Genomic DNA, 18,261 nt, shown 5'->3' on the forward strand with positions numbered 1-18,261 from the left:
ATGAAAAATATATATTATCTATTTTTAGGGTTGATGACCATTTTGGGGGTTGCAGCCTGCAATAATGAATGGGAAGATGAGCAGTATTTGCTACAGGCATCTTTCAAAGCGAATGTCACTGACCAAGGTGTGACGACAACTTATGTACGTTTCAATTCTGGTGGAGTAGTCAAATATAACCTTCCGATTTTGATGAGTGGTTCAACTGTAAATACACAAAATCGAACTATTCATATTGGTTTGGATCCTGATACATTGGCAGTACTGAATGAAGAACAGTATGGGCATCGTGAAGAACTTTATTTTCGGCAGTTGCCCAGTCAATATTATAATATGCCGGAAACTGTGGAAATGCTAGCTGGAGAATCATTGGCGGTACTTCCTGTTGAGTTCACATTGGATGAGTCATTAGATCAGTCGGATAAGTGGGTGTTGCCATTGCAGATATTGACAGATCCGTCTTATGATTATCAAGCCAATCCGAGAAAATATTATCGGAGAGCAATGTTGCACCTCCTTCCATTCAATGACTATTCGGGGTTGTATGATGCAAGTCAGTACAAGTGCTATCTAGAAGGAGATAAAACGGTTCCTTTGACTGTTGAGTCAACACGGGCATATGTGGTAGATGATAATACGATTTTTATTTATGCCGGTACGAGAGATATTGATTACTTGGATCGTAAACAATATAAGGTTTTTATTCGATTTACGGACGAGATTGTAGATTTGCAGACTAAAAAACTGGAAGTGTGGTCGGATAATGATGAAATAAAATTGACTACTAGTGGAATACAGAGTTATTCAATAAGTGAGGAAATGGATCCATTGAAGGTTTATTTGAAGAAAATATTCATTACTCTCAACTTGAACTACTCTTTTAAGGACATTACTCAAATTCCGGGGGCGTCTATTAATTATCAGGTGGAAGGATCGTTGTCGATGTTACGTCAGCTTAATACTTTGATCCCTGACGAAGATCAGCAAATCCAATGGTAAAAACATGGAACTTTAAACTTTGTTGAATAATGAAGGAGGACTCGTAGGATGAAAGAGTCCTCCTTATAATATTATGAACTATATGCGATACGGAATATGTTTGAAAATGTGGTTTGTTTTAGGTGCTATATGTTTAATGTCATGTAGCGGTGGTAATGATTCATTGGCTGATATAAATATAGAAAAAGAGGATGGGCAGAAAATTGTAGTTGTAGAACCTATTTCAGGTTTTGTAGCAAAAGAAACTAATAGAGCAAATGAATTATTATTAGAATGGAAAAATCCTTCCGATATTGCAGTTGTTGAAATACTTTATTCTCTGAAAGGAAAAGAGGAACTTTCTGAAACTATAAATGTACGGGTATATGGTGAGAGAAACAGTTCTTATACCCTTAAATTAGTAGAATATGGAATTTATCAGGTTAGTGCCGTGGCTATTGACAATTATGGGAAGCGTTCTGAGAAAGTAACTATATCGGCTACTCCAGCTAAAGAAGATACAATTGATCCGGATATTATAGTAGAAAATAAATTGCCTATTGCTGACCCTTTTGTACTATACTATGAAGGTAAATACTATGCATATGGCACTCGTGTTAATGGCTTTGAAGTGTATATCTCTGAAGACTTGAAACAATGGAAACGAAATGATATTAAAGCTTTGTCACCGGAAAATTCCTGGGGAACGAGATGGTATTGGGCACCGGAAGTATACTATGTGAAGTCGAAGAATCTATTTTATATGTTTTATTCAGTGGATGAACATATCTGTGTCTCTACTTCTACTAGCCCGGAAGGTCCATTCGTACAGAGAGAAAAGAAACCTATTGTAGCAGATGAAAAAGGAATTGATACCTCATTTTTTATAGATGATGATGGTACTCCTTATCTCTATTATGTGCGATTTACCGGGGGAAACGTGATTTGGGTAGCAGAAATGAATGATGACTTGACCAGCATAAAAAAAGAAACATTGACTAAATGTATAAGTGCTACTGAGCCTTGGGAGAAAAAACAAGGAACGATTGCCGAAGGTCCTTCGTTGTTGAAAAAAGGAGATACATATTATTTAATATATTCGGCAAACCATTATGAAAGTAAAGATTATGCTGTGGGGTATGCAACGGCTAGTTCTCCTAAAGGACCTTGGACCAAGTATAGTGGAAATCCGATTCTCCGAAGAGACAAAGAGGCCGCTAAGTCTGTAGGACTGGTTGGTACAGGGCATGGAGCACCTTTTGTCTGTGCAGATGGAAGTTATAAATATATCTTTCATGCTCATGCAAGTGAGACTAGTGTAGGTCCTCGCACTTCCTACATCAGTAACTTCAATATCTCCGATAAAGGAGTAATTAGTATTACAGGAGAAACAATTGAACCGGTGAGAATAAAGTAATTATTTAAACTAAGAATACCATGAAAAATAATAGCTGGATACGTGATATAGCGAGGACATTATTTTGTACATTCCTGATATCAATAGCAGGAGGTATGCTTTATAGCTGCTCCAGTGAAGATGAAGAACCTGTACCACCAGCTCAGGAAGGTACAGGAAATGACACAAAGGAAAAATATACCTATGTATATCAGTTAAAGGCGGAGAATTATAATATGCCGACAGAGGGTACTATCTCCCCTGAATATGATGACTCTCCTGAGGGAAAAGATATTAGCAATTTGGTTGATGGAGACTGGACAACTTCTTTCTATACTCCTAATAATTCTGTCTCTATCATCTGGAAGGGAAAAGAGCCGGTTGTAATACGTTATTATTCGGTTATTGCAACCGGAGATAAAGAAGGAAATGCACCCAGTGCGTGGTCTCTTTACGGATCGAATGACAATGTGAAGTGGACCGAACTAGACAATAGAATTCGGCAGGAGTTTGAAAAAAAAGAGAAAAAGTTTCTAGAGTTAAGGCATAAGGAGACGTATCAGTATTATAAACTGACCATTCATCGGAATCAAGGAGGAAAAGGAATCGAAATTCAAGAATGGATGTTGCAGACCAAGCGGACCATTGCTACTCCCTTACTGACTGATTTCCCGGAAGGGAGTACTCCTAAGGAGATAGGCAAACGGCTGGGAAGGCTTTTTGCAAAAGGAAAGCATAATGGAAAAACTCTCAGTTATCCGGAAACTTTTACTTGGAACGGAGCATTGAAATATGCGGAGGTAGCAAAAGACAATGAACTGATCCAGCCTTTGAAAGATGGGTTTGAGTCTTTCTTTACTACTGACAAGAGCTTTTTGCCTAGGATGGATCATGTTGACCGGAATATGTTCGGTAGTCTTCCTCTGACGTTGTATCTGATCACTAAAGACGAACGATATCGGGAAATGGGTATGCCTTATGCAGATACTCAATGGGAAGTACCGGAAAATGCAAGTGCAAGTGCGAAGTCATGGGCAGCGAAGGGATATAGTTGGCAAACTCGCTTGTGGATTGACGACATGTATATGATTCCTGTCATCCAAACGCATGCTTATAAAGTGACCGGTGAATTGAAATACGTTGAGCGCGCTGCTAAAGAAATGGCGATGTATCTGGATGAGTTGCAACGTACGAATGGACTTTTCTATCATGCACCGGATGTACCCTATTTTTGGGGAAGAGGAAACGGATGGGTGGCGGCAGGGATGGCGGAAGTGCTTCGCTATCTGCCGGAATCGAGCCCATATCATTTGCCTATTGTAAGAGGTTTCCAGCGTATGATGGCAAGTCTGAAAAATTATCAAACAGAAGAGGGGATGTGGAGACAGTTGATTGATAAACCGGACTGCTGGGTAGAAACATCAGGTTCGGCTATGTTTACTTACGCATTTATTATGGGAGTGAAATATGGATGGTTGCCGGTAAAAGAGTATGGTGAGGCTACTCGAAGAGCATGGTTGGCTATGCTTACTTATATAAACTCGAATGATAAAGTAAGAGAAGTGTGTGTCGGTACCAACAAAAAGAACGACATGCAGTATTATTATGATCGTCCGCGTAATACGGGAGATTATCATGGACATGCACCCTATCTTTGGTGTACGGTTGCTCTTCTGGAAAAATAACGATGAATACGGGCAATTCTGTCTTTTATTAAAGTATTTTGGGACTAAAATCTTATTTATTGACCTGTTTTTGGCATGTTGAATAAAAGGAAACCTCTACTTTTGTTCCATGCCAAAAAACATTTAAAACTATAACATAAATATGCACAACTTTGTTAAGACCCTTTTTTCTGTTTTGCTACTACTTTTCTGTTCAGTATTGACTGCACAAAATAGGATGAATGACGCTAGAGATCCAAATCGTATTTGGCTTGATTCGGAAGTCACTCATCATGGAGATTATCAGTGGAAAATGATGAAAGCAGGCGATATCACAGATCCGGGTGAGAAAATATCTTTATCAGATTATCCGACTGAACAATGGTTGCCAGCCATTGTTCCCGGTACAGTCTTAAATTCTTTAGTGTATAACCAAAAATACCCTGAACCTTATTATGGAGTTAATAATAAGATTGAATCGAAGCTGATTCCTGATATTTCTCAGGTTGGACGAGATTTTTATACTTATTGGTTCCGTACCGAGTTTGCAGTTCCTCAATCTTTTAAGGGGAAGAATGTTTGGTTACAGCTGGATGGAATCAATTATCGGGCAGAAGTATGGGTGAATGGGAATTTGCTTAGTACCATCAATGGTATGTTTATACAGGACTATATTAATGTGACCGATTTTGTAAAGATAGGGAAGAATAATGCACTGGCTGTAAAAGTGTATCCGGTTGATGTTCCCGGAAGTACTAAGCCGAAGTCTTGGGGGGCTGCGGGAGAATTCCATAATGGTGGTAACGGCAATATCGGATTGAATACTACGATGTTGATGACTGTAGGCTGGGACTTTACCTTTATGGATGGTATCCGTGATCGTAATACAGGTATCTGGAAAAATATTTCTATCTATGCTACCGGAAAGGTAGCTCTACGTCATCCGTTTATTAAGTCTGAATTGCGCAAACCGGATTATGACCAGGCACGTGAGACCGTATCTGTAGAAGTGATCAATCCGTCAACTAGCAATAGTGGAATTAATTGCAAAGTAAAGGGTGAGATTGTAGGTGAGAATATATCTTTTGAGAAATCATTCCGGGTGATTCGGGGAGAACAAAAACTGGTTACTTTTTCTCCGGACGAGTTTCCGCAACTTGTGATGAATTCTCCTCGCTTGTGGTGGCCGGTCAACAAAGGACCGCAAAACTTATATGATTTGAAGTTGACCGTATCGGTTGACGGAGTGGTCTGTGATTCTGTAAAGACGAGATTTGGTATTCGTGAAATCACTTCTGATACTAAAACGCCGGACAAATCACGTGTCTTTTATGTAAATGGCAAACGATTGTTTATCCGTGGTACGAACTGGATACCGGAAGCTATGTTGAGACACTCTGATGAACGTACGTATGCTGAATTGCGCTATACCCGCCAGTCGGGCGTCAACCTTCTGCGTATGTGGGGAGGTGGTATTGCCGAATCTGACTATTTCTTCCAGCTTTGTGATGAACTGGGTTTGCTGGTATGGCAGGAATTCTGGATGACAGGGGATACTCGTCATCCTCATGACAAGGCTCTCTATATGAGTAACGTGGAGTCTACAGTGAAGCGTATTCGTAATCATCCGTCTCTGGCTTATTATGTTGCTTCCAATGAAAGCACAGAAATGACCGGTACTCCCGAACTGCTGAATCAGTTGGATGGTACACGCGGATATCAGATGCAGTCGGAGTGTGCTGGAGTACATGATGGCAGCCCTTATAAACAGGTGAATCCGATGCAGCATTATGAAAATACAGCTTCTCCACGAGGTAGTCGTGTAGATGGCTTTAATCCTGAATATGGTGCACCGACTCTTCCTACAGTAGAAATACTCCGGGAAATGATGGATGAGAAAGACCTGTGGCCTATCAACAAAGAAGTGTGGGATTATTTGGATGGAAATGGTTTCCATCTGATGACTACTATGTATACAGACTTGGTAAATCATTATGGAAAGTCATCTTCGATTGACGAATTTGCTCAGAAAGGACAATTGCTGGGTGCAATAAACTCCAAGAGCATTTGGGAAGTATGGAACTATAATAAACTGGATTATGGTGACCGTTTTTGTTCAGGGCTTTTGTTTTGGTATCATAACTGTTCTATGAGGCAGGTAGCTTCCCGTATGTGGGACTGGTCTCTGGAGCCGACAGCTTCTCTTTATCACACGGCCAATTCTTTAGAACCTTTGCATGCTCAGTTCGATTATCTTAAAAATACGGTTTCCGTAGTGAATGATTTCTATCGTTCTTTCGATAACTACAAGGTTACAGCACAGGTGTATGATATAAATAGCCGGAAGGTGTTTGAAGAATCGGCTACTGTTAATCTACCGGCTGATGGAGTAGCGAATGATGCGTTGACTATTCGTTTTCCCGAAGACATTTCTCAAGTTCACTTTATCAAATTAATACTGAAAGATGAGAAAGGGAAAGACGTTTCTTCTAATTTTTACTGGCGTTCCAACGATAAGTACGAAGGAAAGACGACCTTGACCGGCCCGGCAGCCTCTGGCTTTGAGGATTTGAGTAAACTTCGGACTTCTAAAGTGAAACTGGCTTATAAGGTGAGGGAAGAAGGTGATAACTATTTTGTTGATATCACTATGAGGAATACATCCAATCAGATAGCTTTCTTCAATCAACTGCAATTCCTTAATGCAAAGATGAGTCCGATACGTCCGTCATTCTATACGGATAATTTCTTCTCCCTGACTCCGGGTGAAAAGAAGACGGTAACGATCGAGACGGCGAAGAAAAAACTGGGTGAAGGAGTAATATTGGTATTAAAAGGATGGAATATCGATAGCCAAAAGTATAAACTTAAGTAAGATGAAACTTAAACTTATAGCTACATTGATAGGTGGATTGTTTAATTGAGTGTTAGTGAATCGGACAAAGGAACTAATGTTCATCAAATGATAAATAGAATACTATGACTTCTAGAAGAGAATTCTTAAAAAAAGCAGGGCTGTTGACCGCAGCTTTCACTGTACCCACTCTCAATACGCAGGGAGAAACAACGCAATCCAGGCTGAGTCTGAAGAATACAAAGATTGCCGTAGATGATCGGTGGGATGTTATTGTAGTTGGCGGAGGACCTGGCGGTTGTGCTGCCGCTATCTCGGCAGCGCGCGAAGGGGCCAAGACTCTATTGATTGAAGCAATGGGGCAACTTGGCGGGATGGGCACAGCCGGTATGGTTCCGGCATGGTGTCCGTTTTCTGATGGTGAGAAGATTATTTATAGAGGTCTGGCAGAGAAAATTTTTGAAGCTTCGAGGAAAGGAGTACCGCATGAGAGAAAACAGAAAATGAATTGGGTGAGTATAAATCCCGAATATCTGATGACAGTTTATGATCAGATGGTTACTGGATCGGGAGCCCGAGTACTCTTCTTCTCAAGAGTTGCTGCTGTAGAAAAAGCAGCCGATGAAACGGTAGACGCTATCATTGTCGCAAATAAATCCGGGCTTGTTGCTTTCAAGGCAAAAGTTTTTATTGATGCGACAGGTGACGGGGATTTGGCGGCATGGGCAGGCGCATCATTCAAGAGAGGAGATGATAGTGGGGTGGTACAGAGCTCATCTTTATGCTTCTCGTTTGCTAATGTCGATAGCTATAACTACAATCTGACGGGGCCCTCATTACATACTAGTAATAAGAACAGCCCTGTTTATAAAGCGATTGAGTCTGGGAAATATCCATTGATAGATAAGCATTTTAATAGTAATTTTATTGGTCCGGATGTGGTGCAGTTCAATGCCGGGCATCTTGATAATGTCGATTCAACGGATCCCTGGGCAACTACGCAGGCAATGATGGCAGGTCGGCAAATTGCAGGACAATATTTGGAAGCAATGAAGGATGTTCAGCCCAAAACTTTTGGTAGTGCTTTTTTGGTGAAGACTGCTTCTTTGCTTGGAGTCAGAGACAGCCGTCGGATTGAAGGTGATTATACTTTTACGGTAGAGGACTGGAAAGAACGTAGAACTTTTGAGGATGAAATCGGACGTAACTGTTATTATATAGATGTTCATAAGCCCGGCCATAAAGAGACACGTTATAAAAAAGGAGAATCTCATGGAATCCCTTATCGCTGCCTGACACCTAAAGGACTGAAAAATGTATTGACTGCAGGACGCTGTATATCTACTGATGAAGAAGCATTCGGGAGTTTACGGGTAATGCCTCCTTGTCTGGTGACTGGCGAAGCTGCCGGAATGGCTGCAGTGCATGCTATAAAACAGGCAAAGAATGATGTCCACAAAATCGATACTGATTATCTGCGTAAAAGATTGAAGGAGGAGGGACAATATTTGCTGTAAAGGTAAATGATTTATTATGAATAAAGCAGGAAAATAAGATGAAACTAAAACTCGTAATTAGTCTGACCGGTATATTGATGTTATATGGATTTACCATGAAACCTTCTACGGATACGACTACAGGTAAGGAGGATAACAGAAGTTGGGTACTCGGTCCCTTCGTACGTCCTGAAGGTGCTAATCCCGTAATTTCACCTCAACCTACTTCTTTTTATTGTCCGATGCAGAAGCAACAGGTGAAGTGGGAAGAGAGTGATACATTCAATCCGGCGGCTACCGTGAAAGACGGGAAAATAGTCGTACTTTACCGGGCAGAAGATAATTCAGCACGGGGCATCGGTAAAAGGACTTCACGTATCGGATATGCTGAGAGCACGGATGGAGTCACAATGACAAGACTGGACACTCCGGTATTATTTCCAGCGGAAGATAACTTTAAAGGTATAGAATGGCCCGGTGGCTGTGAGGACCCACGTGTAGCAATGACGGAAGACGGCCTGTATGTGATGCTTTATACGGCATGGAACCGGAAGACACCGCGTATCGCTGTAGCCACCTCCCGGGATCTAAAGAACTGGACAAAGCATGGACTTGCTTTTGAAAAGGCCTACGACGGACGCTTCACTAAGATAGCCAGTAAATCTGCTTCCATACTGACCAAAGTAAAGAAAGAAAAGCTGGTTATTGATAAAGTAGACGGCAAGTATTTCATGTACTGGGGAGAGTATGCTGTTCACGCGGCTACTTCTGACAACCTTGTAGACTGGTATCCGGTACTGGACGAAAAGAATGAATTAAAGAAGTTGGCGAGACCGCGTAAAGGGCATTTTGACTGTCAGATGACAGAATGCGGACCTCCGGCTATACGAACCAAAAAGGGTATTGTGCTTCTGTATAATGGAAAAAATGCAGGAAAGGACAGGGATACCTCATATCCGGCAGGTGCTTATTGCGCCGGACAATTTTTATTTGATAATAATGATCCTTATAAAGTACTGGACCGGTTGGACAAACCTTTCTTTGTGCCTGAAGCACCTTTTGAGAAGAGCGGGCAATACAAAGATGGAACAGTATTTATCGAGGGACTGGCATATTACAAGAAGAAGTTATATCTCTATTGTGGTTGTGCGGACTCAAGAATAGCAGTGGCCGTGTGCGACAATGTAAAGAACCTGAAGGTTAAATAACTCCCGTAGATATTCTATAATTGTATAATAAATAAAAATAAGTCGTTATGTGTAAAAAACTACTTTTATTATTGCTCTTGTTGCCTTTTCAACTATTATCAGCTCAGACTAAATTGCTGACGGACTTCCCGGAAGGATACACTCCCGAAGAGGTCGGTAAGCGTTTGGCATACCGCTTTGTAGGCGAGAAGCACGCACTTCATGCCGGTAAATGGATTGGATATCCGGAAACATTCTACTGGAATGGCGCGCTGAAATATGCTGCGGTAACAAAAGATAAAGAGTTGATAAAGCTTCTGGAAGATAAGTTTGCCCCTTTGTTTACATCAGAGAAGGCGCTGCAGCCGATTATGAATCATGTGGATTTGAATATGTTCGGTAGCCTTCCACTGGATATGTACCGAGTGACAAAGGATAAGAAATACCTGTATCTTGGACTGCCTTATGCCGACTCTCAGTGGGAAGTTCCCGCAAATGCAAAGCCTAAAGAAAAGGAATGGGCTGAAAAAGGGTATTCCTGGCAGACACGTTTGTGGATTGATGACATGTACATGATTACGATTGTGCAGACTCATGCGTATAAAGTGACGAAGGACCGTAAATATATTGATCGGGCGGCGAAAGAAATGGTGATGTACCTGGATGAACTGCAACGCCCGAATGGTCTTTTCTATCATGCACCGGATGTTCCTTTCTATTGGGGACGTGGGAACGGATGGATGGCGGCAGGTATGTCGGAGCTGCTCCGTTGTTTGCCAAAGAAGCACAAAGACCGTGCCCGTATCTTGGAAGGCTATCAGAAAATGATGAAAAGCCTGAAGGAGTATCAGAATGCAGATGGCTTGTGGAATCAGTTGATTGACAAGTCTGATTGCTGGACAGAGTCATCCGGATCGGCAATGTTTACTTTCGCATTCATTATGGGCGTGAAGAATGGCTGGCTGGATGCGGAAGAGTATGCACCTGCTGCCCGGAAAGCTTGGTTGGCTTTGGTTCCATACGTTAATGAAAAGAACCAGGTAAGAGAAGTTTGTGTCGGAACCAATAAAAAGAATGATCTGCAGTACTATTATGATCGTCCTCGTCGTACTGGTGATTATCATGGACAAGGTCCCGTTCTTTGGTGTACTGTCGCTCTTCTGGAAAAATAACAGAGTATTTCCTTATTCTTGTTTTATTGCCGCATAAATCAAGGAGAATCATAGTCCGTAGTTTCCCTTTTGAGAGAGGGAAGCTGCGGATGCTTTTATCATAACGGATACGGTTGCATGAGACTGGATCTTCAGATATCGGCACTCGATGAACAGGCAAAAAGGACGTAATATGTTCTGTTTTGGTACTATTTTACTCATTCTACATTCATTTAGAACGAATTCTTTTACTAATTGCTCAATTTGTTTTACTGAGATAAGGTGATCTTCGCTAATTTTGTCCTCGTTGATAAGAGCCGGTAATGGCTTGGGAAATATATCTAAATAAAGTATTAACAGAATCAGGATTAGTGCTGATTCATATAATTATGATGAGCTGTATGAACTTAAAATTCTTGCTTTGTGGAATAGCTATCGGGCTATTGACCGGGTCTGCCTGGGCCGTTAATTATACACCGGAACAGGTCAATGCACATATTTCTTTGAAAGTGCCCGGAAATAAGGCTAAGCAGTACCCTTTAATTTTAAAGAGAACGCAGAATGATAATTCTGCCTATCAGTTAGTAGCCTCTGAAAATATTCCGCTGACGATTTCTCAAAAGGTCAAGGAAGCTAATGGGCGTCTACATATTGACATGTGTATTACAGCTCTGGAGGATGTGTACTTTAACTATGGACAGAATGTGTCTACCGGTTTCCGTCACGACGATTGCTTGTTTTACATGCCCGGATTTTGGTATCGCCGTAATCTGCGCTCGCCCAAAGAAGCTCCTTCATTCCATACATCTGATAGTTGGGTAGTCCGTGAGGATAGATTGAGTGCTCCATTGACGGGAATCTATAATGAGAAGGACAAGCGATATATGACAGTAAACCGACTGGATAAGTTTACGACCGACGCTTTGACTACACATAAGGAAGGTGAAGTGATTCTTTCCGGAAAAACATCCTTGGGTTTTACAGGTTTTGAAAATCAGAATGGAGTGGCTGCGCTTTCTTTCGGTTTCCCCTATGAAGAAGCTCCCAGAAGTTATATCCGTAAACTGACATTGGCTCCTAAAGTAAAAGCTTTCCAACTGCTGAAGAAAGGGGAAAACATCATGTTAACTTGGGAAATTTCGGAAAACAGTGCGGATGACTTCTCCGATTTTGTACGTCATGCCTGGGAATATTCTTATGATACTTATGCTCCGAAACCGGTTGACACTCCTTACTCCATTTCTGATATGAAGCAGACGCTCAGCAATTACTTTGTGAATAGCTTGGTAAGCAAGCCGGAGTTGACCTATAATTCGGGCGTCGGTCTGCGAACAGATGACTGTAAGAGTAACGGTGAAGCGGAAATTGGTTTCGTGGGACGTGTGCTCTTGAACTCGTTCAATGCTTGGGAATATGGCTGGGAAACCAATCGTGAAGAACTGAAGGAAAATAGTCTTAAGATCTTTGACAGTTATCTGAAGAATGGATTTACACCGGCGGGTTTCTTTAAGGAATTTGTTAATTTAAACCGTGGGTTTGAAGAACCGGTACATAGTATTCGACGTCAATCTGAAGGAATTTATGCGATACTTCATTTTCTGGCATACGAAAAGAAACAGGGACGCAAGTACCCGGAGTGGGAACAGCGGGTCAAACAGATGTTTGAAATGTTCCTGAAACTTCAGAACGCTGACGGCAGTTTCCCCAGAAAATTCCGTGATGACTTTACGATTGTGGATAAGAGCGGAGGTAGTACTCCTTCAGCAACATTGCCACTAGTGCTGGGATATAAATACTTCAAGGACAAACGCTATCTTGCCAGCGCCAGAAAGACAGCTGAATATCTTGAGAAAGAACTGATCTCCAAAGCAGACTATTTCTCTTCTACACTTGATGCGAACTGCGAGGACAAAGAAGCATCGCTGTATGCAGCCACTGCTACATACTATCTTTCACTGATTACGAAAGGCGAAGAACATAAGCATTATGCTGACCTGACAAAGAAGGCCGCCTACTTTGCCCTGTCATGGTATTATCTGTGGGATGTTCCGTTTGCTCCGGGACAGATGTTGGGAGACATTGGCATGAAAACCCGCGGTTGGGGAAATGTGTCAGTGGAAAATAATCATATCGATGTATTTGTTTTTGAATTTGCTGACGTGCTTCGTTGGTTGTCCAAAGAATACAAAGAGAACCGCTTGTCTGATTTTGCAGAGGTGATCTCGACTTCCATGCGTCAGTTGCTGCCTCATGAGGGCCATATGTGCGGCATTGCTAAGGTCGGTTATTATCCTGAAGTGGTTCAGCACACCAACTGGGATTATGGAAAGAATGGAAAAGGATATTACAACGATATTTTTGCTCCCGGCTGGACGGTTGCTTCCTTATGGGAACTTTATACTCCCGGACGTGCGGAGACTTTCCTGAAGAAATAAAACAGTACAGGTTGTGTCCTGCAGAAACCTTTTAAATTATATCATGATGAAACAATTTATTATCTTATTAGTCGTGTTTTTTAATTGTTCGTATCTGCCTGCTCAGTGGAAACCGGCAGGAGAACGGATTAAAACAGAATGGGCTACCAAAATAGACGTTGAGAATGTGTTGCCCGAGTATCCCCGTCCGATTATGGAACGTCCGAACTGGGTGAACCTGAATGGGTTGTGGAATTACGCCATAACTCCGGTAGGGCAGGCGGCTCCTCAAAAATATGAGGGACAGATCCTGGTTCCTTTTGCGATAGAATCCAGCTTGTCCGGTGTAGGAAAAAGACTCGGAAAGGAGAATGACTTGTGGTACCAACGCAAATTCTCTGTGCCGTCAAAATGGAAAGGCGAACGTGTATTGCTGCATTTTGGAGCTGTTGACTGGAAAACAGATATTTGGGTAAATCAAATTAAAATAGGACAGCATACTGGTGGCTTTACTCCTTTCTCATTCGATATCACTCCTGCCTTGAAGAATGGAGAGAATGAACTGGTAGTAAAGGTTTGGGACCCGACGGATAATGGTACTCAGCCTAGAGGAAAACAAGTGAATAAGCCCTCCGGTATCTGGTATACGCCGGTTAGTGGAATATGGCAGACAGTATGGCTGGAACCTGTGCCTGCACAGTCTATCACGAACATCAAAATAACTCCTGATATCGATCTGAATAAACTGACAGTAGAAGTTGCTACTGATGAGAAGAAGCTATCGGACAAAATAGAAGTGAAGGTGTTCGATGGAAAGGAACTGGTGGCTAAAGGAGTTTCCATTAATGGTATTCCTGTTGAAATAGCCATGCCGGCTGATGTGAAGTTATGGTCACCGGAGTCCCCTTCTTTGTATGATCTGGAGATCAGCCTGTTCGAAGGCAATAAGCTGGTGGATAAGGTCAAGAGTTATGCTGCCATGCGTAAATTCTCTACCAAGAGAGACAAGAACGGCATTGTGCGCTTGCAGTTGAATAATAAGGACCAGTTCCAGTTCGGTCCTTTAGATCAAGGCTGGTGGCCCGATGGGCTGTATACGGCTCCTTGTGATGAGGCATTGGTATATGATATTCAAAAGACAAAAGACTTTGGTTATAACATGATCCGTAAACATATCAAGGTGGAACCGGCTCGTTGGTATACGCATTGCGACCGTCTGGGGATTATTGTATGGCAAGATATGCCGAGCGGAGATAAGAATCCGGAATGGCAGATGCGCGAGTATTTTACAGGAACGGAGAAGAAACGTTCCACAGAATCAGAAGCAACCTATCGAAAAGAATGGAAAGAAATCATCGATTGTCTTTATTCTTATCCTTGTATTGGTACATGGGTACCGTTTAATGAAGCCTGGGGACAGTTCAAGACTCCTGAAATTGCAGAATGGACCAAACAATATGACCCTTCACGCCTGGTGAATCCTGCCAGTGGTGGTAATCATTATACTTGTGGTGATATGCTTGACTTGCACCATTATCCGGGGCCGGAAATGTTTCTGTATGACGCCCAGCGTGCTACAGTGCTCGGAGAATATGGTGGTATCGGTCTGGTATTGAAAGAGCATCTATGGGAACCGGATCGTAACTGGGGATATGTTCAGTTTAATACTTCTAAGGAGGCAACCGATAAATATATGGAATATGCCAATGTATTGAAAGAACTGATTCCCCGTGGATTCTCGGCTGCTGTCTATACTCAGACTACAGATGTGGAAGTAGAAGTAAACGGATTATTGACTTATGACCGTAAGGTTATCAAGCTGGATGAGAAAACATTGAGGAAGATGAATAAGGAGATCTGTGATGCTCTGAAATAACAGGTTCCATTTACTCATGATATTTATCTGATTGTTGGTATGGGGTGGACTAAAAAAAATCTTTTTAGCCCGCCCTGTGTCATTATTGATGGTTAAGGTGCAGAACATAACTGTTTTGCCCGAAAAAATAAGTAACTTTGTCTGCAATTATAAACTTAAAAAGTCTGTCTATGATAAAGAAAGGGATGAACGCTCTTTTGCTTCTTTGCATCCTGTTGGTTTGCAACGGAAAAAGTGGTGCAATGGAGAAAGAAGGAAACAATGCTCCGGAGAAAAAAGTGAGTGTTGAGTCAGATCGTCTGCCTATTGCTGATCCGTATGTGATGCTTTATAATAACAAGTATTATGCCTATGGTACCGGTGGCACAACGAAAGGTGAAGGTTTCGCCTGTTTTTCTTCGGACGATTTGAAGAACTGGAAACGGGAGGGACAAGCGTTGTCGGCAGCCGATTCATACGGGAAGTGGGGCTTTTGGGCACCAGAGGTTTACTATATCGAATCGAAAAAGAAATTTTATATGTTCTATTCGGTAGAAGAGCATATCTGTGTGGCTACTTCCGACTCCCCTGTAGGCCCGTTCCGGCAGGAAGTGAAACAACCTGTTTGGGAGGAGAAAAGCATTGATACTTCCCTCTTTATAGATGACGATGGTACTCCCTATCTTTATTTTGTGCGTTTTACCGATGGAAATGTTATTTGGGTAGCTCGGATGACCGATGATTTGATGAAGATTAAAACGGAGACATTATCTCAATGTGTGAAAGCGGAAGCACCGTGGGAACTTTTGCAGGCTAAAGTAGCAGAAGGACCTTCAGTCCTCAAGAAGAATGGAACATATTATCTGATCTATTCTGCCAACCATTATCAGAATAAGGGCTATGGAGTGGGCTATGCCACTTCCAAGTCACCAATGGGACCATGGATTAAGTATAGCAAGAATCCGCTTCTGCAAGGAGTTGAGGGCATGGGATTGGTCGGTACGGGGCATGGCGCGCCTTTTCAATGCAAAGATGGCAGCTGGAAATACATTTTCCATGCCCACTGGAGCAAAGAGAAAATACATCCGCGTACTTCCTATTTCAAGGATTTCGCTATCTCAGATCAGGGAGTGGTTTCTATTAGCGGAGAGGTCATTGAACCGAGAGTCATGAAATAATCGCTTGAATACTTGAAAATGCAGCAGGTACTTGACAAACGCTTTTTATTGTTGTATATTTGTAGTTCCAAACCTGAACTGAATAATATAAGAACGATATAATAAAATGAGAAAATTAGTGTGTGATCATCCTCTACGGTGGTATAATATAGTAACAAATAGTACTTATCTCTCTGACGTATAACAGAGGATAGGATACTCCGATATAGGAAAAGGCTGCAAACTTTATGAGGTTTGCAGCCTTTTTTGTATTATAAATTCAATCCAGATTCTACAAATTTCTATTTTAAAGTTTATAATAAACGAGGGGGACGTTTATAATAAACGATCACAGTATTTATTATAAACCCGGTTGCCGTTTATGCAGTACTCTGTTACTATTTTTGTATAGTTAGAATGTGCGTTCTCCGATTATAGCTAATTACGATAATTATAGTTGACAATGATTGCGGGTAATCTAACTATACAAAGCTCTTGAATACCTTATGTTATTTATGCGTGAAGTTCCAGTATAAACCGGCATCCCTTGGTGTAGCTTGTGTCCAATGTCAGACTGCCATTCATTTTGGTGGCGATGAGTGAGCAGATAGGTAATCCCAAGCCATCACCTGTAGTCAGGTCTTTGACCTGGGTGAAAGGTTTGAAGAGATTTTCCTGTTGTTCTGCCGGGATACCTGTTCCCGTATCGGTTATGATGAACTGATGGGTGTGCGCGCCACGTTTCTTGAAGTCGAGGCTGATACGTCCTTGCTCCGTATAGAAAGCGGCATTTTTCAGCAAGTAGAGCAGGATACGTTCCAGCTGTTCTTTATTCGTTTTTACTTGGAGTTTGGGGGCGTTTACAGAAGGGGTGACGTCCGGCTTCATAAATTCTTTAGCCTTCTCCATGACGCTTTCGCAGAAAGTACCCGCATTGACTTCTCCCATTTCATAAGGTTCGGTCAGTGAGTTCTCCAAAGAGGAAAGCTCTTGAATATTGTCGCTGAATTGCTTTAAGGCTGCTACTTGTGCCTGCATCTGCTCTGCATACCTTGGTGCTTGGGCGGAAAGCTCTTTGGCGGAAGTCCCTAAAGTGTTCAGAGTCGGCTCCATTTGTGAGGATATATTCCGGATGAACTTTGTTTTCAGCTCGTTGTGCTCATTGGCTATGACCACGCTCTTTTTGAGTTTGCGGTTGCCGGTGATAAATTTCAGCAGTAAGATGGCAAGTACAATGATTGTGGCTACAAGGATAGCTACAAGCGTACAAAGTCCTATGATGATGTATTGCTTGGCGGATAGTGTGCTGTCTTTGTCCTGTATGGTCTGGAGGCTTTCGTCATATTTTCGTTTCAGGACATTCAGCTCATCCTGGGCAGTCAGGGCTTTTACAGAGTCGGTCCATACAATATAGCTTTCGTACGTACGTTCCATCAACGGGGCATTGTTGGCTTTGCGGGCGATGCCGATAAGAGTCTTGTAGCAGTCGCTCACTTTATCGTAGTCCTTCTTTTCCTTGTATTGGCTGATGAGTTTGCGGAAACAGGCGTCTCCTTGTGTATTCTGATTGAAAGTATAGTAATAGTTGGCTTTCGTATAGAGCAGCACTTCCATTAAAGAATCATTTTTGGCGAGACTGGCAATCTCTTCCAATTTGTCCAGCTGGTTTTTTGCCTGTGCAGGATTCTTCAGTGAAATGTACATCTGCAACCGTTCCTTGCTGATGGGAAAGCGTAAGTCATAAAAGACTTTGTTTTGCTTCTGTTCGCCTGTCCAGATGAGTTGTTCCATATTACGGCATAATTCGAAACCTTCTTTGTAGAAGTTTTCTCTGACATATAGAGCATTGGCTTGAATACCACATTCTATAGCTTGTGGATAGTTCTCTCGCACGGCAAATGCTTCATACGCTTTCTTAAACAGGTAACGGGCTTTGATGTAATCTTTCTGCTTCAGGCTGCTTAAAGCCTGTTCTTTTAGTTCTGTGGCTTTATCCTGAGGTGCTTGTGCATAAACTGACAGATAAAAACAAAATGTGATTAAAAGAGTTACAATGGACGTTTTCATACTATTGCTTTTATTATTTACTACAAATGTAAAACAAATATA

10 protein-coding genes and 1 pseudogene are annotated in these 18,261 nt (G+C 41.9%); 10 read left to right on the plus strand and 1 reads right to left on the minus strand.

Annotated features, from left to right (window positions below):
* The 10 genes and pseudogenes from HMPREF9007_RS11210 (at position 1) to HMPREF9007_RS11165 (ending at position 16,173) form a co-directional block, all read left to right on the plus strand.
* Positions 1-999: a DUF4973 domain-containing protein gene (locus HMPREF9007_RS11210; protein WP_008761903.1), complete on the plus strand. Its 999-nt coding sequence runs from the start codon at positions 1-3 to the stop codon at positions 997-999.
* A 514-nt stretch (positions 1,000-1,513) separates the two neighbouring features.
* Positions 1,514-2,395 (plus strand): annotated as a pseudogene (locus HMPREF9007_RS11205) (glycoside hydrolase family 43 protein); the annotation flags it as partial.
* Between the two features lie 602 nt (positions 2,396-2,997).
* Complete coding sequence (locus tag HMPREF9007_RS11200; protein WP_032850483.1) at positions 2,998-4,059, plus strand: glycoside hydrolase family 88 protein; 1,062 nt, start codon at positions 2,998-3,000, stop codon at positions 4,057-4,059.
* 142 nt (positions 4,060-4,201) lie between these two features.
* Positions 4,202-6,913, plus strand: a complete 2,712-nt coding sequence (locus HMPREF9007_RS11195) for a glycoside hydrolase family 2 (protein WP_008761906.1) — start codon at positions 4,202-4,204, stop codon at positions 6,911-6,913.
* Between the two features lie 104 nt (positions 6,914-7,017).
* On the plus strand, positions 7,018-8,409 hold the full coding sequence (locus HMPREF9007_RS11190) for an FAD-dependent oxidoreductase (RefSeq protein ID WP_008761907.1): 1,392 nt from the start codon (positions 7,018-7,020) through the stop codon (positions 8,407-8,409).
* A gap of 38 nt (positions 8,410-8,447) precedes the next feature.
* Positions 8,448-9,596: a glycoside hydrolase family 130 protein gene (locus HMPREF9007_RS11185; RefSeq protein WP_008761908.1), complete on the plus strand. Its 1,149-nt coding sequence runs from the start codon at positions 8,448-8,450 to the stop codon at positions 9,594-9,596.
* Positions 9,597-9,643: 47 nt separating this feature from the next.
* Positions 9,644-10,747, plus strand: a complete 1,104-nt coding sequence (locus HMPREF9007_RS11180; protein WP_008761909.1) for a glycoside hydrolase family 88 protein — start codon at positions 9,644-9,646, stop codon at positions 10,745-10,747.
* Between the two features lie 380 nt (positions 10,748-11,127).
* Positions 11,128-13,161 carry a hypothetical protein gene (locus HMPREF9007_RS11175; RefSeq protein WP_008761910.1) on the plus strand — a complete coding sequence of 678 codons (2,034 nt, stop codon included), beginning with the start codon at positions 11,128-11,130 and terminating at the stop codon, positions 13,159-13,161.
* Between the two features lie 46 nt (positions 13,162-13,207).
* Positions 13,208-15,016: a sugar-binding domain-containing protein gene (locus HMPREF9007_RS11170; RefSeq protein ID WP_032850484.1), complete on the plus strand. Its 1,809-nt coding sequence runs from the start codon at positions 13,208-13,210 to the stop codon at positions 15,014-15,016.
* Between the two features lie 170 nt (positions 15,017-15,186).
* Positions 15,187-16,173, plus strand: a complete 987-nt coding sequence (locus tag HMPREF9007_RS11165) for a glycoside hydrolase family 43 protein (protein WP_022471948.1) — start codon at positions 15,187-15,189, stop codon at positions 16,171-16,173.
* Between the two features lie 492 nt (positions 16,174-16,665).
* Here the strand turns inward: HMPREF9007_RS11165 and HMPREF9007_RS11160 are convergent, their stop codons facing one another.
* Positions 16,666-18,219: a HAMP domain-containing sensor histidine kinase gene (locus HMPREF9007_RS11160; RefSeq protein WP_008761913.1), complete on the minus strand. Its 1,554-nt coding sequence runs from the start codon at positions 18,217-18,219 to the stop codon at positions 16,666-16,668.
* Between the last annotated feature and the right edge of the window lie 42 nt (positions 18,220-18,261).

Origin of the sequence: Bacteroides sp. 1_1_14, assembly GCF_000162515.1 — a bacterium.
Lineage (GTDB): Bacteria > Bacteroidota > Bacteroidia > Bacteroidales > Bacteroidaceae > Bacteroides > Bacteroides thetaiotaomicron.